The sequence below is a fragment of the Comamonas denitrificans genome (genome assembly GCF_017368815.1).
GTDB lineage: Bacteria > Pseudomonadota > Gammaproteobacteria > Burkholderiales > Burkholderiaceae_C > Comamonas > Comamonas denitrificans.
On the sequence record NZ_JAFNME010000001.1, the window covers coordinates 21,559 to 43,935 of the forward strand.

Consider the following 22,377-nt stretch of genomic DNA (forward strand, 5'->3'; position numbering starts at 1 on the left):
GCTTGTTCCGCTTTTAAAACAAGCATTTCAAGGTTTTTTTGCCCTGAAACGCTTGTTAAATCAGCGGTAGCAGCTGTTTTATTTGATCTGATTGGATCGGTTTAGGCAATGCTGCGCACTTCGCCGCTGCCGTGCAGGTTGCTGTCGCAGCGTCCGCACAGGGTGGGGTGCTCGGGGTTCACGCCCACGTCGGCGCGGTAGTGCCAGCAGCGCTCGCACTTGGCGTGGTGGCTGACTTGCACCTGCACCGCCAGCGCGTCGCCAGCCTGCACCTGCGCGGCGCTGGTGATGAGGACGAACTTCAAATCCTCGCCCAGCGATTGCAGCAGGGCCAGGTCTTCGGGCGTGGCGCTCAGGGTCACCTCGGCCTGCAGCGAGGCGCCAATGTGGCCGGCCTCGCGCTGGTTTTCGATTTCCTTGTTGCTGGTGTCGCGGATGGCGCGGATGCGCTCCCACTTGGCCAGCAGCGCCGCATCGCCCGCAGGCAGGGTGGGGTAGGTTTCCAAAAAGATGGAAGGGCTGCCGCCGCCGACAATCTTCCAGGCCTCTTCCGCGGTGAACGACAGGAAGGGTGCCATCCAGCGCAGCATGGCGTGCAGGATTTGGTGGAGAGCCGTCTGGGCGCTGCGCCGCGCCACGCTGCCCGCAGCGCTGGTGTAGAGGCGGTCTTTGAGCACATCCAGGTAAAAGCCGCCCAAATCCTCGGAGCAAAACAGCTGCAGCTTGGCCACCACGGGGTGAAATTCGTACACCTTGAAGTGGCCCAGCACCTCGGCCTGAAATTCGGCCGCGCGGGCCAGCGCCCAGCGGTCAATCTCCAGCATCTGCGCGTAGGGCACGGCATCCTTGGCGGCATCAAAATCGCTGGTGTTGGCCAGCAAAAAGCGCAGCGTGTTGCGGATGCGGCGGTAGGCATCGACCACGCGGGCCAGAATTTTGTCGTCAATGGCCAGATCGCCCGAGTAGTCGGTCGAGGCGCACCACAGGCGGATGATTTCTGCGCCCATCTTGCTGCTGACCTCTTGCGGCGAGACGGTGTTGCCCAGCGATTTGCTCATCTTCTTGCCCTGGCCATCCACGGTGAAGCCGTGTGTGAGCAGCCCGCGGTAGGGTGCGCGGCCAAAGATGGCGCTGGCCAGCAAGAGCGAGCTGTGGAACCAGCCCCGGTGCTGGTCGTGGCCTTCCAGGTACAGGTCGGCCTCGGGGCCTTCGTCGTGGTGCATGCCGGCGTGTGTGCCGCGCAGCACGTGCCAGAAGGTGCTGCCCGAGTCGAACCACACTTCCAGAATGTCCAGGCTTTTGGTGTAGTGCGGCGCGTCTTCGGCCCCCAGGATGTCTTCGGTGGTGACGCGGCTCCAGGCTTCGATGCCGCCTTGCTCAACAATGCTGGCCGCCTGGTCGATGATTTCCATCGTGCGCGGGTGCAGCTCGCCCGAATCGACGTGCAAAAAGAACGGCAGCGGCACGCCCCAGCTGCGCTGGCGCGAGATGCACCAGTCGGGCCGGTTGGCAATCATGTCGCGCAGGCGGGCCTTGCCGTTTTCGGGGTAAAAGCTGGTGTTTTCGATAGCTTCCAGCGCAATCTGGCGCAGCGTTTGCGCCGGTTTTTGTGCTGGATCGGTGAACACGCCTTCGCCCTCGTCCATGCGCACAAACCACTGCGCGGCGGCGCGGTAGATCACCGGCGATTTGTGCCGCCAGCAGTGCGGGTAGCTGTGCGTGATGCCGGCGGTGCCCACCAGGCGGCCGGCCACCTTGAGGGCATCAATGATCAGCGGCACGGCCTTCCAGATGGGCTGGCCGCCAAACAGCGGAAAGTCGGCCGCGTACTGGCCATTGCCCTGCACGGGGTTGAGGATATCGTTGTAGGCCAGCCCGTTGCCCACGCAGCTGTTGAAGTCGTCCACCCCGTAGGCTGGGGCGCTGTGCACGATACCCGTGCCGTCTTCGGCGGTGGCGTACTCGGCCACGTAGATGGGCGAGAGGCGGTCGTAGCCCGGGTCCACATGGGCCAGCGGATGCTTGAAATTCAGGCGATCGAGCTTTTGCCCCACGGCAGTGGCCACCACTTGGCCGCTGATGCCCCAACGCTGCAGGCATTTTTCCACCAGGGCGCTGGCCAGGATGAGCAGGCCGCGCTCGGTATCGACCAGGCTGTATTCCAGCGCGGGGTTTACGTTCAGCGCCTGGTTGGCCGGAATCGTCCATGCGGTGGTGGTCCAGATCACGGCAAAGGCGGGTTTGTCCAGCGTTGCCAGACCGAAGGCTGCAGCCAGTTGCTCCGGCGCGGCTGCGGGGAACATCACGTCCAGGGTCTGGCTTTGCTTGTCGGCATATTCGATTTCAAACTCGGCCAGTGAGCTGGCGCAGTCAAAGCACCAGTACACGGGCTTCAGGCCGCGGTAGATAAAGCCGCGCTCCATGACCTTCTTCAGCGCGCGCAGCTGGTGCGCCTCGCTGGCGAAGTTCATGGTTTTGTAGGGGTGGTCCCACTCGCCCAGCACGCCCAGGCGCTGGAAGTCGGCCATCTGCTGGGCAATCTGCTCGGTGGCAAAGGCGCGGCCCTTGGCCTGCATCTCGTCGCGCGGCAGGTTGCGGCCATGCAGTTTTTCGATGGCGTTTTCAATGGGCAGGCCGTGGCAGTCCCAGCCGGGGGTGTACAGCGCATCAAAGCCCTCCAGTTGGCGGCTTTTGACGATCATGTCTTTCAGGATTTTGTTCATCGCGTGGCCGATGTGGATTTGGCCGTTGGCATACGGCGGGCCATCGTGCAGGATGAATTTGGGCGCTCCCTGGCGGGCAGCGCGCAGTTGCTTGTAGATGCCTTGCTCGTCCCAGTCCTTGGCCCATTGCGGCTCGCGCTTGGGCAGGTCGCCGCGCATGGGAAAGGGCGTGTCGGGCATGTTCAGCGTGGCGCGGTAGGCGCTTTCGGGGGCACTCTTGGCTTTTTTCGGGGTGGTGGGTTCGGACATGAAAAATCTTTCTCGCTTCAAGGCAAAGCCCAGGGCGGGGCCTAGGCTGGAAATTCAGGGGGAGGAAAACCGGAGGGCCGGTGCAAATGGGTGAAGGTGATGCCCGGCATCAAATTCGGTCGCGCGTGGTCTGGCGCTGGGTTTGTGCGGGGGCGACATCGTTGCCGCTGCGTTGGGCAGCAAAAAAGGCGCGGGCATCCAAGCAGTCTTGCGCGATGCCCTGGGTCAGCGCATCCAGGCTGTCGTATTTCAGCTCGTCGTGCAGTTTGTGCAGCAGTTCCACGCGGATGATTTTACCGTAGCCCCCATCGCCGCCCAGGTGCGGCGGCCAGTCCAGGCAGTGGGTTTCCAACAGCACGCGCCCGCCGTTCACATCGTTGGGGTCGAGCGAGGGGCGGATGCCCAGATTGGCCACGCCCGGCAGGGGCTGGTCCGTCAAACCATGCACCAGCACGGCGAAGATGCCGCTGGCAGCAGGCTTCCAGTGGTCAAAGCGCAAATTCAAGGTGCGAAAGCCATCGCCCAGGCCGGGGGCGCTTTCGGCCAGGCTGCGGCCCAGCTTGCGCCCGTGCACCACATGGCCGCTGATGGTGTAGGGGCGGCCCAGCAGGCGCTCGGCCCCGGCCATGTCGCCCGCGGCCAGGGCGGCCCGCACTTCGGTGCTGGAGACGCGCACGCCGTGCACTTCGTAGCTGTTCATGCGGGCCACTTCAAAGCCCTGCGCCTGGCCGATGCGGTCCAGCAACTCGTAGTCGCCCGCCCGCTGGGCACCAAACCGAAAATCATCGCCCACCAGCACGTAGCGCGCGCCCAGGCCGCCGAGCAGCACCTCGTCAATAAAGGCCTGGGGGCTCAAGCTGGCCAGCGCGTGGTTGAACGGCAGGATAACCACCTGATCGAGTCCGCACACGCGCAGCTGCGCCAGCTTGTCGCGCAGCGTGCCCACGCGGGCCGGGGCCAGTTCGGGCTTGCCCAGCACCTTGGCAAAGTAGTCGCGTGGGTGCGGCTCGAACGTCACCGCGCAACTGGGCAGGCCGCGCTGGGCGGCCTCGGCCCGCAGCAGCCCCAGCATGGCCTGGTGGCCACGGTGGACACCGTCAAAATTGCCGATGGTCAGGGCGCAGGCCGGGGCCAGGCCGGTTTGCCGGTAACCGAGAAAAATCTTCATGCCAGGGCGAGGGTGAAAAAACAAAACCCAACAGTATAGAGGCGTGCTTTGGGCGCTCAGCGGCCCAGGGCGTTGGTCAGGGCATCCAGGCGCTGTTGCAGCTGTGCGACCTGGGCCTCCAGCGCCGCCACGCGTTCGTTCATGTCCGGCCATCCGGCCGCCGCGCCGTGGTGGGCCGCAGGCGCGGATGGCAGCACCGGTTCCCCACACAGCAATTGCGCCCAACGTGCCTCGCGCGCACCGGGGGCTTTGGGCAGCAGGCGCACCAGCGGGCCGCCTTTGTCGGCGCTGCGCTCTTGCAGTTCTTCCAAAAACGCTTCGACCGAGGAGGTGTCGGCAAAGCGGTGCCAGCGCTCGGCATTGGTGCGCAGCTCGGCAGCGGTTTGCGGGCCGCGCAAGATCAGCAAGCCCAGCAGAGCGGCGGCTTGGCTGGGCACGCCCAGCACGCGCTCGAAGTTGTGCTCCCAGCGCATGGCGCGTTGGCCGCTGACTTCGACCACCAGATGGCGTTCGCGCAGCGCATCCAGGGCGGCCAGGGCCTCGGCCTCGGACAGTTGCATCAGCGGCTCGCGGCTGGTTTTTTGGTTGCAGCCGGACAGCAGGCTGTTGAGCGTGAGCGGGTAGCTGTCGGGCACGGTGCGCTGTTTTTCCATCAGCGTGGCCAGCACGCGGGCTTGTTCAGCACTCAATGGGGTGTTTTGGTGGTCAAAAGTCATGGCAGGTACGCAAACGGGGTAGGGCAGGGATAATCGCGCCCTCTATGAAAAACATCGTGATTCTCATCTCTGGCGGCGGCTCGAACATGGCCGCTATTGTGCGGGCAGCCCAGCAGGGCGATTGGGCTGGGCAGTACGGTGCCCGCATTGCCGCCGTGATCAGCAACAAGGCCGATGCCAAAGGCCTGCAGTTTGCCCAGGAAAACGGCATTGCCACCGAGGTGCTCGACCACAAAGCCTTTGCCAGCCGCGAAGATTTTGACGCTGCCCTGGCCCAGGTGATTGACCGCTACCAGCCCACCTTGGTGGTGCTGGCCGGGTTTATGCGCATCTTGACACCGGGTTTTGTCGGCCACTTTGCCGGGCGGCTGATGAATATCCACCCCTCGCTGCTGCCCGCATTTACCGGCTTGCACACCCACCAACGCGCCATTGAAGCCGGTTGCAAGTTTGCTGGCTGCACGGTGCACATGGTGACCGAAGAGCTGGATGTCGGCCCCATTCTGGAGCAAGCCGTGGTGCCGGTGCTGCCGGACGATAACGCCGACACCCTGGCCGCCCGGGTGCTGACGCAAGAGCACATCATCTACCCCCGTGCGGTGGTGAATTTTATTAAAAATAAGAGCTGATAGCGCTTTATTGATAAGCGTTAAAGCCTTTAATCATTAGAAATTTTAGAACTGTTATGCATCCCAAAGCCCTTCTTGATGCCTGCGCCGCCCTGGTGCAGCAAGTGCTGCTACTTCAGCACCCGGCCGACAGCGTGGTCTCGCGTTTTTTTCGGCAAAACCGCAGCCTGGGCCCGCGCGAACGCGCCACGCTGGCCGAAACCGCCTACACCGTGCTGCGCCACAAGCTGCGCTTTGAGGCCCTGGCCCGCTCGGGCAGCGGAGCGCGCGAGCGCCGACTGGCCATTTTGGGCTTTGCCGGCCCGCGCAATTTGCTGGAAGCGGCACTCAACCCCGCAGAAAAAACCTGGCTGAAAGAGTGTGATGCCGTGCCAGAGGCGGAGCTGCTGCCCCAGCACCGCCACAACCTGCCCCAGTGGCTGGCCGAGGCGCTGCAGGCCCAGCTGGGGGAGCAGTTTGATGCTTTGGCCGCCAGCCTGCTGGCCCCGGCACCGCTGGATTTGCGCGTCAATACCCTGAATGCCAAGCGCGAGGCCGTGATCAAAGAGCTGGCCGCTGCCGGGATTGCCGCCGAACCCACGCCGTACTCCCCCTGGGGCCTGCGCGTGCAGGACAAACCGGCGCTGACCAAGCTGGAGGCCTTTGTGCAAGGCCGCATCGAGGTGCAAGACGAAGGCTCGCAGCTGCTGGCCCTGTTGCTCGATGCCAAGCGCGGCGAAATGGTGGTCGATTTTTGTGCTGGCGCGGGCGGCAAAACCTTGGCGATTGGGGCGCAAATGCGCAACACCGGACGTTTGTACGCCTTTGATGTGTCGGCCCACCGCCTCGATGCCCTGAAACCGCGCTTGGCGCGTTCGGGCCTGTCCAACGTCCACCCCGCTGCGCTCTCGCACGAGCGCGATGAGCGCGTCAAGCGCCTGGCCGGCAAGATCGACCGCGTGCTGGTTGATGCGCCCTGCTCAGGCTTGGGCACCCTGCGGCGCAACCCCGATTTGAAATGGCGCCAAAGCCCGCAGGCCGTGCAAGAGCTGACCGCCAAGCAAAGCGCCATTCTGGATAGCGCTGCCCGCTTGGTGAAAAGCGGCGGGCGGCTGGTGTACGCCACCTGCTCGGTGCTGCCTGAAGAGAACGAGGCCATCGCCCAAGCCTTTGGCGCGGCCCACCCCGACTTTGTGGCGCTGGATGCGGGCGAGGTGCTAGCGCAACTGAAGGTGGATCACGCCGCCAGCCTGTGCACCGGTGGCAGCAGCGGTACGCAGTACGTGCGCCTGTGGCCGCACACCCACCAGGTTGATGGCTTTTTTGCGGCGGTGTGGCAGCGCACCTAAAGTGCTTCAATAAAAATAGCTGCTGGCGCTTTGTTACTGTCGCATCCCAGCCAATAGGCTGGCAACAAAGCGCCAATCCTCCCTCACGCCAAGCGCAACGGCCCGGCCCCGGTCAGCGCAGGCAAGGCGCTGGCCGCACTGCTGCTGCGCCCACCTGCCTGCCCCGAGGCACCCAAATCAAACACGCTGACCGCCTGCACCAGCGCTTGCGCCTGGCTTTGCAAGCTGCTGGCAGCGGCGGCCATTTCTTCGACCAGGGCGGCGTTTTGCTGGGTCATTTGATCCATCTGTTGGATGGCGGCGCCGACTTCGGCCACGCCCTGGCTTTGCCGGGCCGATGCGCTGCTGATTTCCTGCATCAAGGTGGTGACCTGGGCGATGGCGCTGACCACTTCTTGCATCGTGCTGCCTGCTTGCGCCGCCTGGTGGGTGCCGGTGTGTACACACTCTACGCTGGCATCGATCAGGTGTTTGATCTCTTTGGCCGCTTCGGCGCTGCGCCCGGCCAGGCTGCGCACTTCGCTGGCCACCACGGCAAAACCGCGGCCTTGCTCGCCAGCGCGGGCGGCCTCCACTGCAGCGTTCAGCGCCAAGATGTTGGTCTGAAAAGCGATGCCGTCAATCACGCTGATGATGTTGGCCACGCGCTCCGAGCGGGTGGCGATTTCCTGCATCGTGCCGACCACTTCCTGCACCGCTTGACCGCCGCGCTGCGCCACTTGCGAGGCTGATTGCGCCAAAGCGTTGGCTTGCTGGGCGGTGTCGGCGTTGTGGCGCACGGTGCCGCTGAGCTCCTCCATCGAGGCGGCGGTTTGCTGCAGGGCGCTGGCTTGTTGCTCGGTGCGGCCACTCAAGTCCAGGTTGGCCTGGGCAATTTCGGCGCTGGCCCCGGCCACACTTTCTGAGCCGTTGCGCACCTGGGTGACCACGTCACGCAGGCCATGGACCATTTCATGTTGCGCCTGCAGCAGCAAGGCCGTTTCGCTGTTGCCGCTGACGGGCGCTTGTGCGTGCAACTGCCCGGCCGCCACCGCGCGGCAGCGCGCCACCACCGTCTGCAGGGGCCGTGTAATGGCCAACACCGTGGAGCGCGACAGCAGCAAGGTGGCCACCAGGGCCAGGCCCACGCTCAGCCAAACGCCGCGCTGGATGGAGTCAATGTTGGCCTGCGCCTGGGTGACCGAGGCATTCAAACGCGCGCTTTGCAAGCTTTTCAAGGCCGCCAGGGCGCGGCCGTAATCGTTCAGGATGGTGCCAAACTCATCCAGCAGGTAGTTGCGGGCGCTGCCTTCGTTGCCCTTGTCCAATTGCTGGATAAGGTGCTCTTGGGCCTGCACGTAATTTTTGCGCTGGGCCAAAACATCGCCCAGCAGGGCGTGGCTTTCAGCGTCCGCCATCTGGGCTTGCAGCTGTTCCACGACTTGGCCAATGCGTTGGCGCGAGGCGTAAACCTGTTGCTTGAGGGCCTCGTAGTGCTCCACCTCTTTGACGATGAGCATGTCGCGCAGCGCCTCGGCGATGATGTGGCGGTTCTCATCGATTTCACTGAGCATGACCACGTTGGGCATGTCTTGGGTGCTGATTTGGTGGAAGCCGCTGGCAACGGCGCTGCTTTTGACCAGGGCAACCGCCCCTTGCAGGCAAATGAACAGGATGATCAGGGCAAAGCCCAGGGTGAGCCGGGTGGCAATTTTCATGGGGAAAACCTCCTTGTGGGGGGGATCGGTGCGGTGCGCATCCATGCCAAGCCGGTAGGCTGGGCAGAGGCAGGGTTGTAAGCCGCCCCTTTAGTTGTAAGCAACAGTAAGAACCCTGAGGAGCCGCCGTTTTTCCGCCGAAGTCGCCGCGCTGTAGGGAAATCAGGCGAAAGTGTTAGAATCGCCCGGTTTTGCATGGTGCAGAACGCACGCCGGGGCCTTTCCAGTCTTGGCGCAAGTTAAAGGGTGCTCATTACCCTGTTATTGAAGGAAAAAAAATCATGATCGCTGCCTCTATCAAGGCCGAAGTTGTTAAAGCCAATGCCCGTTCGCAAAACGATACCGGCAGCCCAGAAGTGCAAGTGGCACTGCTGACCGCCCGCATCAACGAATTGACCCCCCACTTCAAACAGCACGCCAAAGACCACCACGGTCGCCGTGGCCTGCTGCGCATGGTGAGCCGTCGTCGCAAGCTGTTGGACTACCTCAAGGCCAAAGACGCTGACCGTTATGTCGCGCTGATCGCCAAGCTGGGTCTGCGCAAGTAAGCACAGTGCTCAAGCGTTGGATCGCATAAACAAAATGCCTGCGCTGATCTTGGGTCAGCGCAGGCGTTTTTGTTTTGAATTTGTTGAAGGATTGCAGAGCGAAGCTGTGTCATTCCACATCAATACTTGCAAAATAATAGCTGCAAGCGCTGATTTGGAATGGCATCGCGATCTGTAAAGCCTTTAAACCTACGTTGCACCAGCGGGTGCAGCTACTTTTAAAAGGAATGATGGCTATGACCATGTTTAATAAAGTGACCAAAACCTTCCAATGGGGTCAGCACACCGTGACCATGGAAACCGGCGAAATCGCCCGCCAAGCCAGCGGTGCGGTGCTGGTGAACATCGACGACACCGTGGTGCTGGCCACCGTGGTGGCCTCTAAAACCGCCAAGCCTGGGCAAGACTTTTTCCCCCTGACGGTGGACTACATCGAAAAAACCTACGCCGCTGGCAAGATTCCTGGCAGCTTCTTCAAGCGCGAAGCCAAGCCTTCGGAGCTGGAAACGCTGACCAGCCGCCTGATCGACCGCCCGATCCGCCCGCTGTTTCCCGAAGGCTTCTACAACGAAGTGCATGTGGTCATCCACACCATTTCGCTGAACCCAGAAGTCGATGCCGACATCGCCGCCATGATCGCCACCAGCGCCGCGCTGTCGGTGTCGGGCATCCCCTTTAACGGCCCCATTGGCGCGGCCCGCGTGGGTTACGTCAATGGCGAGTACGTGCTCAACCCCGGCCAAACCGCGCGCAAGAACAGCCAGATGGATCTGGTCGTTGCCGGCACCGAAGCGGCTGTGCTGATGGTCGAATCCGAAGCCGAACAACTGCCCGAAGAAGTCATGTTGGGCGCGGTGGTCTATGGCCACGAGCAAAGCCAGATTGCCATCAACGCCATCCACGAACTGGTGCGCGACGCGGGCAAGCCCGTGTGGGATTGGCAGCCTGAAGCCAAGGACGAGGCCCTGATCGCCAAGGTGACCGAGCTGGCCGAAGGCCCGCTGCGCGCCGCCTACCAAAACCGCAACAAGCAGCTGCGCACGCAAGCCTGCCGCGAAGCCTACGCTGCCACCAAGGCCGCGCTGACCGAGCAGGGCGTGGAGTTCGACGGCGTGAAGGTGGACAACATGCTGTTCGACATCGAGGCGCGCATCGTGCGTTCGCAAATTCTGGCGGGCGAGCCGCGCATCGACGGCCGCGACACGCGCACCGTGCGCCCCATCGAAATCCGCAGCAGCGTGCTGCCGCGCACCCACGGCTCGGCGCTGTTCACGCGCGGCGAAACGCAGGCGCTGGTGATCTCCACCCTGGGCACCGAGCGCGACGCGCAGCGCATTGACGCGCTGTCCGGCGAGTTTGAAGACCGCTTCCTGTTCCACTACAACATGCCTCCCTTTGCTACTGGCGAAGTCGGTCGCATGGGCTCGACCAAGCGCCGCGAAGTCGGCCACGGCCGCCTGGCCAAGCGCGCCCTGGTGGCCTGCCTGCCCAGCAAGGAAGAATTCCCTTACACCATCCGCGTGGTGTCGGAAATCACCGAATCGAACGGTTCGTCTTCGATGGCTTCGGTGTGCGGCGGCTGCCTGTCGATGATGGACGCGGGCGTGCCCATGAAGGCGCACGTCGCCGGTATCGCCATGGGCCTGATCAAGGAAGACAACAAGTTTGCCGTGCTGACCGACATCCTGGGCGATGAAGATCACCTGGGCGACATGGACTTCAAGGTGGCTGGTACGACCGCTGGTATCACCGCGCTGCAGATGGACATCAAAATCCAAGGCATTACCAAAGAGATCATGCAAGTCGCCCTGGCCCAGGCCAAAGAAGCGCGCATGCACATTCTGGGCAAGATGCAAGAAGCCATGGGCGAGGCCAAGACCGAAATCTCTAGCTTCGCACCCAAGCTCTTCACCATGAAGATCAACCCCGAGAAGATCCGCGACGTGATCGGCAAGGGCGGTGCCACCATCCGCGCCCTGACCGACGAGACCGGTTGCCAGATCAACATCGAGGAAGACGGCACCATCACCATCGCCGCCACCGAGGCGGCCAAGGCCGACGAAGCCAAGCGCCGCATCGAGGAAATCACCGCCGAAGTGGAAATTGGCAAGGTCTATGAAGGCCCGATCGTCAAGATCTTGGAATTTGGTGCCCTGGTGAACGTGCTGCCCGGCAAGGACGGCCTGCTGCACATCAGCCAAATTGCCCATGAGCGCGTGGAAAAAGTCACCGACTACCTGCAAGAAGGCCAGATCGTCAAGGTCAAGGCGCTGGAAGCCGACGACAAGGGCCGCATCAAGCTGTCCATGAAGGCCCTGCTGGAGCGCCCTGCCGGTATGCCCGAGCGCGAGCCGCGTGAACCGCGCGAGTACCGCGAACGTGCCCCGCGCCAGCCGCGTGAAAATCGTGAGTACCGCGAGCCGCGTGAGCCCCGCGAACCGCGTGCCGAGCAAGCGGACCAATCTGAACAAGGCTAATTGATTGAATTAAAAGAGCTGCTTGCGCTTAAAAATAAAGCGTTAGCAGCTATTTTTATTCATTTTTTGTTTTGGAGTAATCGGAAAATGCTACAAAAATTGATAGCTGGTAACTGGAAGATGAACGGCAGCCTGGCTGCTAATCAGGCCTTGCTGGCTGATCTCCTGGCCGGTCTGGCGGCGCAGGCCCCGGCCTGCCAAGTAGCCGTCGCAGTGCCCGCGCCGTATTTGGCGCAGGTGCAGCAGCTCACCGCCGGTTCGGCCATTGCCCTGGGGGCGCAGGACGTTTCCCAGCACGCCAGCGGGGCCTTTACCGGTGAAATCTCGGCACAGATGCTCAATGACTTTGGCGTGCGTTATGCCCTGGTGGGGCATTCCGAGCGCCGCCAGTACCACGGCGAAACCGATGCCATCGTCGCCGCCAAAGCGCAGGCTGCGTTGGCCGCCGGCATCACTCCCATCGTGTGCCTGGGCGAAACCCTGGCGCAGCGCGAAGCGGGCGAAACCGAAGCCGTGGTGCAGCGCCAGCTGGCCGCTGTGCTGGACGTGGTGGGCCAGGATGTGACCCGCCTGGTCGTTGCCTACGAGCCAGTCTGGGCCATTGGCACCGGTAAAACCGCCACGCCCGAACAGGCCCAGGCGGTGCATGCCGCTTTGCGGGCGCAACTGGTGCAGGCCAACGGCGCTGCTGCCCAAGTGCCGCTGCTGTACGGCGGCAGCATGAATGCCGCCAACGCGGCACAACTGCTGGCCCAGCCCGACATTGACGGCGGCCTGATTGGTGGTGCCGCGCTGAAAGCTGCCGATTTTCTTCACATCATTGCCGCCGCCGCTTGAGCGCACGCGGATGAAATTTTTCTAAGGAGTTGGGTATGCAGGCCTTTGCAGGCATTATTTTGGGGGTGCAGATTCTGGCCGCCCTGGGCATGATTGGTTTGATTTTGGTGCAGCACGGCAAGGGTGCCGACATGGGGGCCGCTTTTGGTGGCGGCTCTTCGGGCAGTCTGTTTGGTGCCAGCGGCAGCGCCAACTTTTTGTCGCGTGCGACGGCCGCCATGGCCACTTTGTTCTTTGTGACGACCTTGGCCTTGGCCTATCTGGGCAATTCGCGCCCCGCCAGCGTAGGCAGTGTGCTGGAGAGCGCTCCGGCGGCTGCATCCGTGCCTGCGGTCCCTGCTGAGCCCGCCAAGGGGGCGGATTTGATTCCTGCCAACAAGTAACCGGGTGGAAACAAACTCGGGCAAATTGCCTTTCAGGGTGATTTTTCAGGCTAGAATGCCGAGGTTTTCCGGAGTAAGGGTTGTCATCTATAGGTAACCCGGCTTCGGAAAAATGAAGAGACAAAAAAGCCGTCGTGGTGGAATTGGTAGACACGCTATCTTGAGGGGGTAGTGGCGAAAGCTGTGCGAGTTCGATTCTCGCCGACGGCACCATCTAACAAACAGCCTGCCCATGTATCAGGCCATGGTCGAGGGCAGGTTTACTAGCGGGAAACGCGACCTGTCATGAATCTCGATCAATACCTTCCCGTCCTTCTGTTTATCTTGGTCGGCTCTCTTGTGGGTATTGGCCCGCTGGTGCTGGGCTATATCCTGGGCCCCAATCGCCCCGATGAGGCCAAGAACTCTCCCTACGAGTGCGGCTTTGAGGCGTTTGAGGACGCGCGCATGAAGTTTGACGTGCGCTACTACCTCGTCGCCATCCTGTTTATCCTGTTTGACTTGGAACTGGCCTTTTTGCTGCCCTGGGCGGTAGCCTTGGGCGATGTGGGTCTGGCAGGTTTTGTGGCTGTTTTGATTTTCCTAGCGGTTCTGGTCGTGGGCTTTGCCTACGAGTGGAAAAAAGGTGCCCTGGATTGGGAATAAGCCGCAGCAGCGGGTTTCCGAAATAAGGAAGAGCGATGATTGAAGGCGTGATGAAGGAAGGCTTTGTCACCACCAGCTATGACGCGGTGGTGAACTGGGCAAAAACCGGGTCGATTTGGCCCGTTACTTTTGGTCTGGCCTGTTGTGCTGTCGAAATGATGCACGCAGCGGCCGCGCGGTACGACTTGGCCCGGTTTGGCGCTGAGGTGTTTCGTGGCTCGCCGCGTCAGTCCGACTTGATGATTGTCGCCGGTACGCTGTGCAACAAGATGGCCCCGGCCCTGCGCAAGGTCTATGACCAAATGGCCGAGCCGCGCTGGGTGCTCTCCATGGGATCGTGTGCTAACGGCGGCGGCTACTACCACTACAGCTATTCTGTTGTGCGCGGCTGCGATCGCATTGTGCCGGTGGATGTGTATGTGCCGGGCTGTCCGCCCACGGCCGAGGCTTTGATCTACGGCATCATTCAGCTGCAGCAAAAAATTCGCCGCACCAACACCATTGCACGGGTTTAAGGAGCTGCTATGACAACAATTGCCATTGCGCCTGAAGCCTTGAGCGCAACAATTACGAAAGTTCTGGGTGATTTGGCCCGCGCCGTCACGGTGCAGCACGGCGAGGTAACGGTGGAAGTCAGTGCTGCCAATTATTTGGCGGCCATGAAGAAACTGCATACGGCCCCCGGTTGCCAGTTTGAGCAGTTAATGGATTTGTGCGGTGTCGATTATTCCGCTTACAAAGACATTGGCACGAATGGTTTGCGCTACGCCGTCGTGTCACACCTGCTGTCGATCAGCTTGAACCAACGCGTGCGGGTGCGTACTTTCTGTGCTAATGATGATTTTCCAACCATCGATTCCGTCTCCGAAGTGTGGGCCGGTGCCAACTGGTTTGAGCGGGAAGCCTTTGACCTGTATGGCATTGTGTTTGAAGGTCACAGTGATTTGCGCCGCATCTTGACCGACTACGGCTTTATTGGTCACCCCTTCCGCAAAGATTTTCCGTTGTCGGGTCACGTTGAAATGGCTTACGACGCTGAACAGCGGCGCGTGATTTACCAACCCGTCACGATTGAGCCGCGTGAAATTACGCCGCGCATCATCCGTGAAGACAATTACGCAGGGCTGCACTAAATCATGGCTGAAATTAAAAACTATTCCCTGAACTTTGGTCCGCAGCACCCGGCAGCGCACGGTGTGCTGCGCTTGGTGCTGGAGCTCGATGGTGAGGTGGTGCAGCGTGCCGACCCCCATGTGGGCTTGCTGCACCGGGGCACCGAAAAACTGGCTGAATACAAAACCTACGTGCAATCGCTGCCGTACATGGACCGTCTGGACTATGTGTCCATGATGTGCAACGAGCATGCGTATTGCATGGCGATCGAGAAGCTGCTGAACGTTCAGGTGCCGGTGCGTGCCCAGTACATCCGCGTGCTGTTTTCTGAAATCACCCGTTTGCTCAATCACCTGATGTGGCTGGGCTCCAACGGCATGGACTTGGGCGCCTCCACGGTGCTGATGTACACCTTCCGCGAGCGCGAAGAGCTGTTTGATATGTACGAGGCTGTCTCCGGTGCCCGGATGCACGCCGCTTACTTCCGCCCAGGTGGGGTGTATCGCGATTTGCCTGAAACCATGGCGCAGTTCAAGCCCAGCAAGCTGCGCAATGCCAAGGCGATGGAAGACCTCAACCGCAACCGCCAAGGCTCGCTGTTGGACTTCATCGAAGACTTCTGCCAGCGCTTCCCCAAGCGCATTGACGAGTACGAGGCCTTGCTGACGGACAACCGCATTTGGAAGCAGCGTACGGTGGGTATTGGTGTGGTCACGCCTGAGCGGGCTTTGAACTTAGGGTTTAGCGGCGTGATGCTGCGCGGCTCTGGGATTGCCTGGGATTTGCGCAAGAAGCAGCCGTACGAGGTTTACGGCCAGATGGATTTTGATATTCCTGTGGGCAAAGAAGGCGATTGCTACGACCGTTATTTGGTGCGCGTGGCTGAGATGCGGCAATCGGTGCGCATCATGCAGCAGTGCGTTGCCTGGCTCAAAGCCAATCCAGGTGCCGTGATTACCGAAAACCTGAAAGTGGCACCGCCAGCACGCGAGAAGATGAAAGAGGGCATGGAAGACCTCATTCACCACTTCAAGCTGTTCAGTGAAGGCTTCCGTGTGCCTGAGGGCGAGGCCTATGCGGCTGTCGAGCATCCCAAAGGAGAGTTTGGTATTTACATGGTCAGCGATGGTGCCAACAAGCCCTATCGCCTGAAAATTCGTGCGCCGGGCTTTGCCCACCTGTCGGCTTATGACGAGCTGACCCGTGGGCACATGATTGCCGACGCGGTTGCCATGATCGGCACCATGGACATTGTGTTCGGAGAGATTGATCGATGATTACCGAAGCAACCAAGGCGCGTTTTGCGCGTGAAGTGGCGAAGTATCCGCAAGGGCAGCAGCGTTCTGCCGTGATGGCGTGTTTGTCCATCGTGCAGCAAGAGCAAGGCTGGGTCAGCCAAGAAAGCGAAGCAGAAATTGCCGCTTACCTGGATATGCCTGAAATTGCGGTGCATGAAGTCACCACCTTCTACAACATGTACAACCAGCAGCCCGTGGGCAAGTTCAAGGTGGCGGTTTGCACCAACCTGCCCTGTTTGCTGCGCAACGGCTACGAAGCCTTGCAGCACCTGGAGAAAAAGCTGGGCATCAAAGTGGGCGAAACCACTGCCGACGGTATGTTCACCCTGCAACAGTGCGAGTGCCTGGGTGCCTGTGCCGATGCGCCGGTGATGTTGGTCAATGACCGCAATATGTGCAGTTTCATGGACGATCAAAAACTCGATGAGTTGGTCGATGGCCTGCGTGCTGCGGAGGGTCAGGCATGACGATGAATACTGCAGCGCAAGCGGTGCTGGCCAAGTTTGCCGCTTCGGGCCAAGAGACGTGCTTTCATGACCGCCACATTGAGCCGCAAATCTATGCCGGTATTGATGGCAGCAACTGGTCCATCAAAGACTACGAGGCGCGCGGTGGTTACCAGGCGCTGAAAAAACTGCTGGGTAAAGATGGCAGTGCCGGACTGACCCAAGATGAAGTCATTGCCACCTTGAAAGAATCTTCTCTGCGTGGTCGTGGCGGTGCCGGTTTTCCAACGGGGCTGAAGTGGAGCTTTATGCCGCGCCAGTTTCCCGGAGAAAAATACGTGGTGTGCAACTCCGACGAAGGCGAGCCCGGTACCTGCAAAGACCGCGAAATCCTGATGCACAACCCCCACACGGTGATTGAAGGCATGATCATTGCCGGTTTTGCCATGGGGGCTTGCGCTGGATACAACTACATTCACGGTGAGATTTTCCAAGCCTACGAGCGCTTTGAAGCCGCGCTGGACGAAGCCCGGGCAGCAGGCTACCTGGGCAAAAACATCATGGGGTCAGACTTTAGCTTTGACCTGTTTGCCCACCACGGCTTTGGCGCATACATCTGTGGTGAAGAAACTGCCTTGCTCGAATCGCTGGAAGGCAAAAAAGGCCAGCCACGCTTTAAGCCGCCGTTCCCGGCCAGTTTTGGCTTGTATGGCAAACCCACCACGATCAATAACACCGAGACGTTTGCGGCAGTGCCTTGGATCATCCGCAATGGCGGTCAAGCGTATTTGGAATGCGGCAAACCCAATAACGGTGGTACCAAGATTTACTCCGTCAGTGGTGACGTCAATCTGCCGGGCAACTATGAAGTGCCGATGGGCACGCCGTTTTCCAAACTGTTGGAATTGGCCGGTGGTGTGCGCACGGGGCGCAAGCTCAAAGCGGTGATTCCTGGGGGATCGTCTTCGCCCGTGGTGCCTGGTGATGTGATGATGGAATGCACCATGGATTACGACTCGATCGCCAAAGCCGGCTCCATGCTGGGTTCGGGGGCGGTGATCGTGATGGACGATTCCCGCGACATGGTCGAGTGCCTGGAGCGTTTGTCTTACTTCTACCAGCACGAATCGTGCGGCCAGTGCACCCCTTGCCGTGAAGGTACCGGGTGGCTGTGGCGCGTGGTCAAGCGCATCAACCAGGGGCAAGGCCGTCCAGAGGACATTGCCTTGCTGGACGATGTGGCCTTCAACATCATGGGGCGCACGATTTGCGCTTTGGGCGATGCCGCCGCAATGCCGGTGCGGGCAATGATCAAACATTACCGCCACGAATTTGAAGCCAAGATTGCTGCCGCCCAAACGGCTGCCAAAGCGGCCTGAGCGAGAGTTATATGGTTGAAATTGAACTAGACGGTAAAAAAGTCGAAATCGCCCCTGGCAGCATGGTGATGCATGCGGCTGAAAAAGCCGGGGTTTACATTCCGCACTTTTGCTATCACAAAAAGCTGTCGATTGCGGCCAACTGCCGCATGTGCCTGGTCGAGGTGGAAAAAGCGCCCAAAGCCTTGCCCGCCTGTGCTACGCCTGTGACCCAAGGCATGATTGTGCGCACCAAGAGCAAAAAAGCCTTGGAAGCGCAGCAATCGGTCATGGAATTTCTGCTCATCAACCACCCGCTGGACTGCCCCATCTGCGACCAGGGTGGCGAGTGCCAGTTGCAAGACTTGGCGGTCGGGTACGGTGCTGGCAGCACCCGCTTTGGCGAGGAAAAGCGCGTGGTTGCGCCCAAGGATATCGGCCCCCTGGTGTCCACCCAAGAAATGACCCGCTGCATTCACTGCACCCGCTGCGTGCGCTTTGGTGAAGAAATCGCCGGGGTGATGGAGCTGGGTATGGTCAATCGGGGTGAGTACGCCGAAATCACCACCATCCATGGCGGCACGCTGGATTCGGAACTTTCTGGCAACGCCATCGACCTGTGCCCGGTCGGTGCTTTGACCAGCAAGCCCTTCCGGTACAACGCCCGCACCTGGGAGTTGTCGCGCCGTAAATCGGTGTCTCCGCACGATTCGACCGGTGCCAACCTGATTGTTCAGGTGAAAAACCACAAAGTCATGCGTGTGGTGCCCATGGAAAACGAGGCGGTCAATGAATGCTGGATTGCTGACCGCGATCGTTTCTCCTACGAAGCCTTGAACAGTGAAGAGCGCTTGGCCAGCCCCATGATTAAGCAGGGGGGCCAGTGGCAAGAAGTGGATTGGCAGACCGCGTTGAACTACGTGGTCAAAGGCCTGAACCAGGTCAAAGACCAATACGGCCCGGCCGGTATTGGCGCTCTGGTCAGCCCCCACAGCACGCTGGAAGAGTTGTACCTGGCCGCGCAGCTGGTGCGCGGCTTGGGCAGCGACAACATTGACTACCGCCTGCGCAACGCCCAATTCAATGCCTTTGAAGGTGTGCGCTGGCTGGGCATGCCGATTGCCGCATTGCAAGAGCTGCAGTCGGTGCTGGTGCTTGGCTCCAATCTGCGCAAAGACCACCCCTTGTTTGCGCAACGCGTGCGCCAAGCGGCCAAACGCGGCTGCAAGGTGTTTGCCATCAACGCGCAGGTGCAGGATTGGGCCCTGCCGGTGACGGCCTCGGCAGTGGCGGCAAAAGACTGGGCGCAAGCCTTGGCAGATATCGCTGTGGCGGTCGCCCAGGCCAAAGGCGTGCCCGCACCGGTGGCCGGTGGTACGGCCCCAGCCCAGGCGCAAGCCATTGCCCAGGCCTTGTTGGCTGGTGAACGCAAAGCCATCTTGCTGGGCAACGCTGCTGCGCACCATGGCCATGCGGCGCAATTGCTGGCTTTGGCCCAGTGGATTGGCGAGCAAACCGGGGCCACCGTGGGTTATTTGACCGAAGCGGCCAATACCGTCGGTGCCCAGTGGGTGCAGGCCCAGCCGCAAAAAGATGGCAAAAACGCCGGTGAAATGCTCACCGGTGCCATCAAGGCTGCGATTTTGCTCAACACCGAGCCCGCATTCGATGCGGCGGCCGGTGCCAAAGGCTTGGAGCAAGCCGATATGGTGATTACGCTCAGCCCCTTCAAAGCCAATCTGGACATCAGCGATGTGCTGCTGCCGGTGGCACCGTTTACGGAAACCTCGGGCACCTTCGTCAATGCCGAGGGCCGGGTGCAAAGCTTCCACGCCGTGGTCAAACCCTTGGGGGAGACCCGTCCGGCTTGGAAAGTATTGCGCGTGTTGGCCAATCTGCTGGAGCTGCCAGGCTTTGATTACGAATCGTCGCAAGACGTGCTGACCGCTGCGATTGGTGCAGAGACTAAAGAAGTTCCTAGCGCTTTGCGCAGCAATATCACTAAAGTGGCAGCAAAAGTCCCTGAAAATGAGGCTGCTGAACCGGTGACTGCTAGCATTTATCAACTCGATGGCATCGTGCGCCGTGCAACTTCGTTGCAACTGACCGCCGATGCACGCTTGGCGCGTGAAGGAGGTGCTGCATGATTGAGGCACTGAAAACTGCCGGAGCCGGCCTGGTGGCTGCGCCTTGGTGGACAGAGATGGCATGGCCTGTTGCTTGGGCTCTGCTGGGAATCGTGGCTATTGTGGTTCCCTTGTTGCTGGCGGTAGCCTACCTCACCCTGTGGGAGCGCAAGCTGCTGGGCTGGATGCAAAACCGTCCCGGCCCCAATCGTGTCGGCCCGTGGGGGCTGCTGCAGCCGATGGCCGATGGCTTAAAGCTCTTGACCAAAGAGCTGATCATGCCTACGGCTGCGGCCAAAGGCCTGTTTTATGTTGGCCCGGTGATGGCCATCATGCCGGCACTGGCGGCCTGGGCGGTGGTGCCATTTGCGCCCGATTTTGCTTTGGCCAACGTCAATGCCGGGATTTTGCTGGTCATGGCCATCACCTCGATTGAGGTGTACGGCGTGATCATTGCCGGCTGGGCTTCAAACTCCAAATACGCGTTTTTGGGTGCCTTGCGGGCTTCGGCACAAATGGTCAGCTACGAAATTGCCATGGGTTTTTGCTTCCTGATCGTCATCATGGTGACGGGCAGCATGAATTTGACGGCCATCGTACTCAGCCAAGGCAAGGGCAGCTTTGCTGATATGGGGCTGGGCCTGCTCTCCTGGAACTGGCTGCCGCTGCTGCCGATTTTCTTCATCTACATGATTTCTGCCGTGGCCGAAACCAACCGCCACCCGTTTGACGTGGTCGAGGGTGAGGCCGAGATTGTGGCCGGGCACATGGTGGAGTACTCGGGCATGGGCTTTGCGGTGTTCTTCTTGGCGGAATACGCGGCCATGTGGCTGGTGTCGATTCTGGCCGCGATCATGTTCCTGGGCGGCTGGCTGCCTCCTGTGGATGCCTTGTCCTTTATTCCTGGCTGGATCTGGTTGGGCCTGAAGACGGCGGCCGTCGTCAGCATGTTCATTTGGATTCGTGCCACCTTCCCGCGCTACCGCTATGACCAAATCATGCGCTTGGGCTGGAAAATCTTCATCCCAGTCACCTTGGTGTGGCTGGTCGTTGTGGGTGCATGGCTGCACTCGCCTTGGAACATCTGGAAATAAGCGGGGACACATCCATGGCTGCTGTTACTGCTGCGCCTTTCTCACTCAAAGATTTCTTTAAGAGCTTCATGCTGGTGGAGCTCTTTAAGGGCATGGCCTTGACCGGGCGTTACGCATTTGCGCCCCGGGTCACCATCCAATACCCGGAAGAAAAAACCCCTCTGTCGCCGCGTTTTCGTGGCCTGCATGCTCTGCGCCGTTATGACAACGGTGAAGAGCGCTGCATTGCCTGCAAACTGTGCGAAGCCGTTTGCCCCGCGATGGCCATCACCATTGAGTCGCACCAGCGCGAAGACGGCACCCGCCGCACCACGCGCTATGACATTGACTTGACCAAGTGCATCTTCTGCGGTTTTTGCGAAGAAAGCTGCCCGACCGACTCCATCGTCGAGACGCACATTTTTGAGTACCACGGCGAAAAACGTGGCGACCTGTACTACACCAAGGACATGTTGCTGGCCGTGGGTGACCGCTATGAAGCCGACATCGCTGCCGCCAAAGCGGCCGATGCCAAGTACCGCTGAAGCGGCTCCTGATCCACAGAAAGACGCGAATCATGGACGCCAAAACTGGTTTCTTTTATTTCTTCTCCGCCGTGCTGCTGTATTCGGCCTTGCGCGTGATCACCTCGCGCAACCCGGTACACGCCGTGCTGCATTTGATTTTGGGCTTTTCCCAAGCGGCCGCTATCTGGTTGCTTTTGAAAGCTGAATTCCTGGGCATCATGTTGGTCGTGGTGTACATGGGGGCAGTGATGGTGCTGTTCCTGTTTGTGGTGATGATGTTGGACATCCGCATCGACCGCATCAGCGAAGGCTTTTGGAAGCATTTTCCGGTGGCTGCAGCCATTGGTGCCTTGATTGCCCTGGAGATGGCAGTGGTTTTGATGGGGGGCTTTGGCACCTTGGATGAAGCCAAGCCTGTCGCTGAGCTGCTCGATGCCCAAGGCCAGGTGCTGCCGTACTCCAATACCCAGGCGCTGGGTCGCTTGATGTACACCGAGTACCTGTTCCCGATTGAGGTGGCTGCCGCTATTTTGCTGGTCGCCATGATTGCCGCCATTGCCTTGACGCTGCGCAAGCGCAAAGATGCCAAAACACCCAACATTACTGGCCAGATCAATGCACGCGCCCAGGATCGCCTGACCCTGGTGAGCATGCCGGCAACCCAAGCCGCGGCCACCGCAAAAACGCAGGGGGAGGAGACCAAATGACGCTCACGCTCGGGCATTTCTTAACACTGGGTGCCATGCTCTTTGCGATCTCAGTGATCGGGATTTTCTTGAACCGCAAGAACCTGATCGTGCTGTTGATGGCCATTGAGATGATGTTGCTGTCGGTGAATATGAACTTTGTCGCTTTCTCCCACTATTTGGGGGATATGCACGGACAACTGTTTGTGTTCTTCATCTTGACTGTGGCAGCTGCAGAAGCCGCGATTGGCCTGGCCATTCTGGTTCTGCTCTTCCGTAACAAATCCACTATGAATGCGGAAGATCTCAACATCCTTAAGGGTTGAGTTACCGGTATTTATGCAAGGTTC

21 protein-coding genes and 1 tRNA gene are annotated in these 22,377 nt (G+C 60.3%); 18 read left to right on the forward strand and 4 right to left on the reverse strand.

What is annotated here, in order from left to right:
* Positions 1–101: 101 nt before the first annotated feature.
* From ileS to J1777_RS00135, 3 genes are all read right to left on the reverse strand, one after another.
* Complete coding sequence (gene ileS / locus J1777_RS00125) at positions 102–2,972, reverse strand: isoleucine--tRNA ligase (RefSeq protein WP_207573822.1); 2,871 nt, start codon at positions 2,970–2,972, stop codon at positions 102–104.
* A gap of 109 nt (positions 2,973–3,081) precedes the next feature.
* A complete protein-coding gene (locus tag J1777_RS00130; protein WP_207573823.1) occupies positions 3,082–4,140 on the reverse strand; it encodes a bifunctional riboflavin kinase/FAD synthetase in 1,059 nt (352 codons plus the stop codon).
* 56 nt (positions 4,141–4,196) lie between these two features.
* Positions 4,197–4,856, reverse strand: coding sequence for a YceH family protein (locus tag J1777_RS00135; protein ID WP_207573824.1), 660 nt, complete (start codon positions 4,854–4,856; stop codon positions 4,197–4,199).
* 44 nt (positions 4,857–4,900) lie between these two features.
* On the opposite strand from J1777_RS00135, the gene purN reads away from it, so the two are divergent.
* Positions 4,901–5,485 carry a phosphoribosylglycinamide formyltransferase gene (gene purN, locus J1777_RS00140; RefSeq protein WP_207573825.1) on the forward strand — a complete coding sequence of 195 codons (585 nt, stop codon included), beginning with the start codon at positions 4,901–4,903 and terminating at the stop codon, positions 5,483–5,485.
* Between the two features lie 56 nt (positions 5,486–5,541).
* Positions 5,542–6,813, forward strand: coding sequence for an RsmB/NOP family class I SAM-dependent RNA methyltransferase (locus J1777_RS00145; RefSeq protein WP_207573826.1), 1,272 nt, complete (start codon positions 5,542–5,544; stop codon positions 6,811–6,813).
* A gap of 83 nt (positions 6,814–6,896) precedes the next feature.
* On the opposite strand, the gene J1777_RS14420 is transcribed toward J1777_RS00145, so the two are convergent.
* Positions 6,897–8,510: a methyl-accepting chemotaxis protein gene (locus J1777_RS14420; RefSeq protein ID WP_207573827.1), complete on the reverse strand. Its 1,614-nt coding sequence runs from the start codon at positions 8,508–8,510 to the stop codon at positions 6,897–6,899.
* Positions 8,511–8,791: 281 nt separating this feature from the next.
* On the opposite strand from J1777_RS14420, the gene rpsO reads away from it, so the two are divergent.
* The 16 genes from rpsO to nuoK all read left to right on the forward strand — a co-directional run bounded on the left by rpsO (position 8,792) and on the right by nuoK (position 22,353).
* Positions 8,792–9,058: a 30S ribosomal protein S15 gene (rpsO, locus tag J1777_RS00155; protein ID WP_207573828.1), complete on the forward strand. Its 267-nt coding sequence runs from the start codon at positions 8,792–8,794 to the stop codon at positions 9,056–9,058.
* A 236-nt stretch (positions 9,059–9,294) separates the two neighbouring features.
* The gene (gene pnp, locus J1777_RS00160) at positions 9,295–11,535 is read left to right on the forward strand and encodes a polyribonucleotide nucleotidyltransferase (protein WP_207573829.1); all 2,241 of its coding nucleotides are present in this window, start codon (positions 9,295–9,297) and stop codon (positions 11,533–11,535) included.
* An 87-nt stretch (positions 11,536–11,622) separates the two neighbouring features.
* Entirely contained in the window at positions 11,623–12,372 is a 750-nt protein-coding gene (tpiA, locus tag J1777_RS00165; protein ID WP_207573830.1) for a triose-phosphate isomerase, read from the forward strand.
* A gap of 35 nt (positions 12,373–12,407) precedes the next feature.
* Positions 12,408–12,755, forward strand: a complete 348-nt coding sequence (gene secG, locus J1777_RS00170) for a preprotein translocase subunit SecG (RefSeq protein WP_207573831.1) — start codon at positions 12,408–12,410, stop codon at positions 12,753–12,755.
* Between the two features lie 128 nt (positions 12,756–12,883).
* Positions 12,884–12,968 (forward strand) — tRNA-Leu (locus tag J1777_RS00175).
* A gap of 72 nt (positions 12,969–13,040) precedes the next feature.
* Entirely contained in the window at positions 13,041–13,400 is a 360-nt protein-coding gene (locus J1777_RS00180) for an NADH-quinone oxidoreductase subunit A (protein ID WP_207573832.1), read from the forward strand.
* Between the two features lie 35 nt (positions 13,401–13,435).
* A complete protein-coding gene (locus tag J1777_RS00185; RefSeq protein WP_207573833.1) occupies positions 13,436–13,915 on the forward strand; it encodes a NuoB/complex I 20 kDa subunit family protein in 480 nt (159 codons plus the stop codon).
* A 9-nt stretch (positions 13,916–13,924) separates the two neighbouring features.
* Entirely contained in the window at positions 13,925–14,533 is a 609-nt protein-coding gene (locus J1777_RS00190; protein WP_207573834.1) for an NADH-quinone oxidoreductase subunit C, read from the forward strand.
* Between the two features lie 3 nt (positions 14,534–14,536).
* Positions 14,537–15,790 carry an NADH-quinone oxidoreductase subunit D gene (locus J1777_RS00195; protein WP_207573835.1) on the forward strand — a complete coding sequence of 418 codons (1,254 nt, stop codon included), beginning with the start codon at positions 14,537–14,539 and terminating at the stop codon, positions 15,788–15,790.
* Entirely contained in the window at positions 15,787–16,278 is a 492-nt protein-coding gene (gene nuoE / locus J1777_RS00200; protein WP_207573836.1) for an NADH-quinone oxidoreductase subunit NuoE, read from the forward strand. Before J1777_RS00195 ends, nuoE begins: the two co-directional genes overlap by 4 nt.
* Positions 16,279–16,280: 2 nt before the next feature.
* Positions 16,281–17,636: an NADH-quinone oxidoreductase subunit NuoF gene (gene nuoF / locus J1777_RS00205; protein ID WP_207573948.1), complete on the forward strand. Its 1,356-nt coding sequence runs from the start codon at positions 16,281–16,283 to the stop codon at positions 17,634–17,636.
* 11 nt (positions 17,637–17,647) lie between these two features.
* Entirely contained in the window at positions 17,648–19,762 is a 2,115-nt protein-coding gene (nuoG, locus tag J1777_RS00210; protein ID WP_207573837.1) for an NADH-quinone oxidoreductase subunit NuoG, read from the forward strand.
* Complete coding sequence (gene nuoH / locus J1777_RS00215; protein ID WP_207573838.1) at positions 19,759–20,835, forward strand: NADH-quinone oxidoreductase subunit NuoH; 1,077 nt, start codon at positions 19,759–19,761, stop codon at positions 20,833–20,835. Before nuoG ends, nuoH begins: the two co-directional genes overlap by 4 nt.
* A gap of 14 nt (positions 20,836–20,849) precedes the next feature.
* Entirely contained in the window at positions 20,850–21,359 is a 510-nt protein-coding gene (nuoI, locus tag J1777_RS00220) for an NADH-quinone oxidoreductase subunit NuoI (protein ID WP_207573839.1), read from the forward strand.
* Between the two features lie 32 nt (positions 21,360–21,391).
* A complete protein-coding gene (locus J1777_RS00225) occupies positions 21,392–22,048 on the forward strand; it encodes an NADH-quinone oxidoreductase subunit J (RefSeq protein ID WP_207573840.1) in 657 nt (218 codons plus the stop codon).
* The gene (gene nuoK / locus J1777_RS00230; protein WP_207573841.1) at positions 22,045–22,353 is read left to right on the forward strand and encodes an NADH-quinone oxidoreductase subunit NuoK; all 309 of its coding nucleotides are present in this window, start codon (positions 22,045–22,047) and stop codon (positions 22,351–22,353) included. Before J1777_RS00225 ends, nuoK begins: the two co-directional genes overlap by 4 nt.
* Positions 22,354–22,377 lie beyond the last annotated feature (24 nt).

Excerpts from the sequence above, each read along its gene's own strand:
- ileS (WP_207573822.1), bottom strand. The coding sequence starts at position 2,972 with ATGTCCGAACCCACCACCCCGAAAAAAGCCAAGAGTGCCCCCGAAAGC.
- J1777_RS00130 (WP_207573823.1), bottom strand. The coding sequence starts at position 4,140 with ATGAAGATTTTTCTCGGTTACCGGCAAACCGGCCTGGCCCCGGCCTGC.
- J1777_RS00135 (WP_207573824.1), bottom strand. The coding sequence starts at position 4,856 with ATGACTTTTGACCACCAAAACACCCCATTGAGTGCTGAACAAGCCCGC.
- purN (WP_207573825.1), top strand. The coding sequence starts at position 4,901 with ATGAAAAACATCGTGATTCTCATCTCTGGCGGCGGCTCGAACATGGCC.
- J1777_RS00145 (WP_207573826.1), top strand. The coding sequence starts at position 5,542 with ATGCATCCCAAAGCCCTTCTTGATGCCTGCGCCGCCCTGGTGCAGCAA.
- J1777_RS14420 (WP_207573827.1), bottom strand. The coding sequence starts at position 8,510 with ATGAAAATTGCCACCCGGCTCACCCTGGGCTTTGCCCTGATCATCCTG.
- rpsO (WP_207573828.1), top strand. The coding sequence starts at position 8,792 with ATGATCGCTGCCTCTATCAAGGCCGAAGTTGTTAAAGCCAATGCCCGT.
- pnp (WP_207573829.1), top strand. The coding sequence starts at position 9,295 with ATGACCATGTTTAATAAAGTGACCAAAACCTTCCAATGGGGTCAGCAC.
- tpiA (WP_207573830.1), top strand. The coding sequence starts at position 11,623 with ATGCTACAAAAATTGATAGCTGGTAACTGGAAGATGAACGGCAGCCTG.
- secG (WP_207573831.1), top strand. The coding sequence starts at position 12,408 with ATGCAGGCCTTTGCAGGCATTATTTTGGGGGTGCAGATTCTGGCCGCC.
- J1777_RS00180 (WP_207573832.1), top strand. The coding sequence starts at position 13,041 with ATGAATCTCGATCAATACCTTCCCGTCCTTCTGTTTATCTTGGTCGGC.
- J1777_RS00185 (WP_207573833.1), top strand. The coding sequence starts at position 13,436 with ATGATTGAAGGCGTGATGAAGGAAGGCTTTGTCACCACCAGCTATGAC.
- J1777_RS00190 (WP_207573834.1), top strand. The coding sequence starts at position 13,925 with ATGACAACAATTGCCATTGCGCCTGAAGCCTTGAGCGCAACAATTACG.
- J1777_RS00195 (WP_207573835.1), top strand. The coding sequence starts at position 14,537 with ATGGCTGAAATTAAAAACTATTCCCTGAACTTTGGTCCGCAGCACCCG.
- nuoE (WP_207573836.1), top strand. The coding sequence starts at position 15,787 with ATGATTACCGAAGCAACCAAGGCGCGTTTTGCGCGTGAAGTGGCGAAG.
- nuoF (WP_207573948.1), top strand. The coding sequence starts at position 16,281 with ATGAATACTGCAGCGCAAGCGGTGCTGGCCAAGTTTGCCGCTTCGGGC.
- nuoG (WP_207573837.1), top strand. The coding sequence starts at position 17,648 with ATGGTTGAAATTGAACTAGACGGTAAAAAAGTCGAAATCGCCCCTGGC.
- nuoH (WP_207573838.1), top strand. The coding sequence starts at position 19,759 with ATGATTGAGGCACTGAAAACTGCCGGAGCCGGCCTGGTGGCTGCGCCT.
- nuoI (WP_207573839.1), top strand. The coding sequence starts at position 20,850 with ATGGCTGCTGTTACTGCTGCGCCTTTCTCACTCAAAGATTTCTTTAAG.
- J1777_RS00225 (WP_207573840.1), top strand. The coding sequence starts at position 21,392 with ATGGACGCCAAAACTGGTTTCTTTTATTTCTTCTCCGCCGTGCTGCTG.
- nuoK (WP_207573841.1), top strand. The coding sequence starts at position 22,045 with ATGACGCTCACGCTCGGGCATTTCTTAACACTGGGTGCCATGCTCTTT.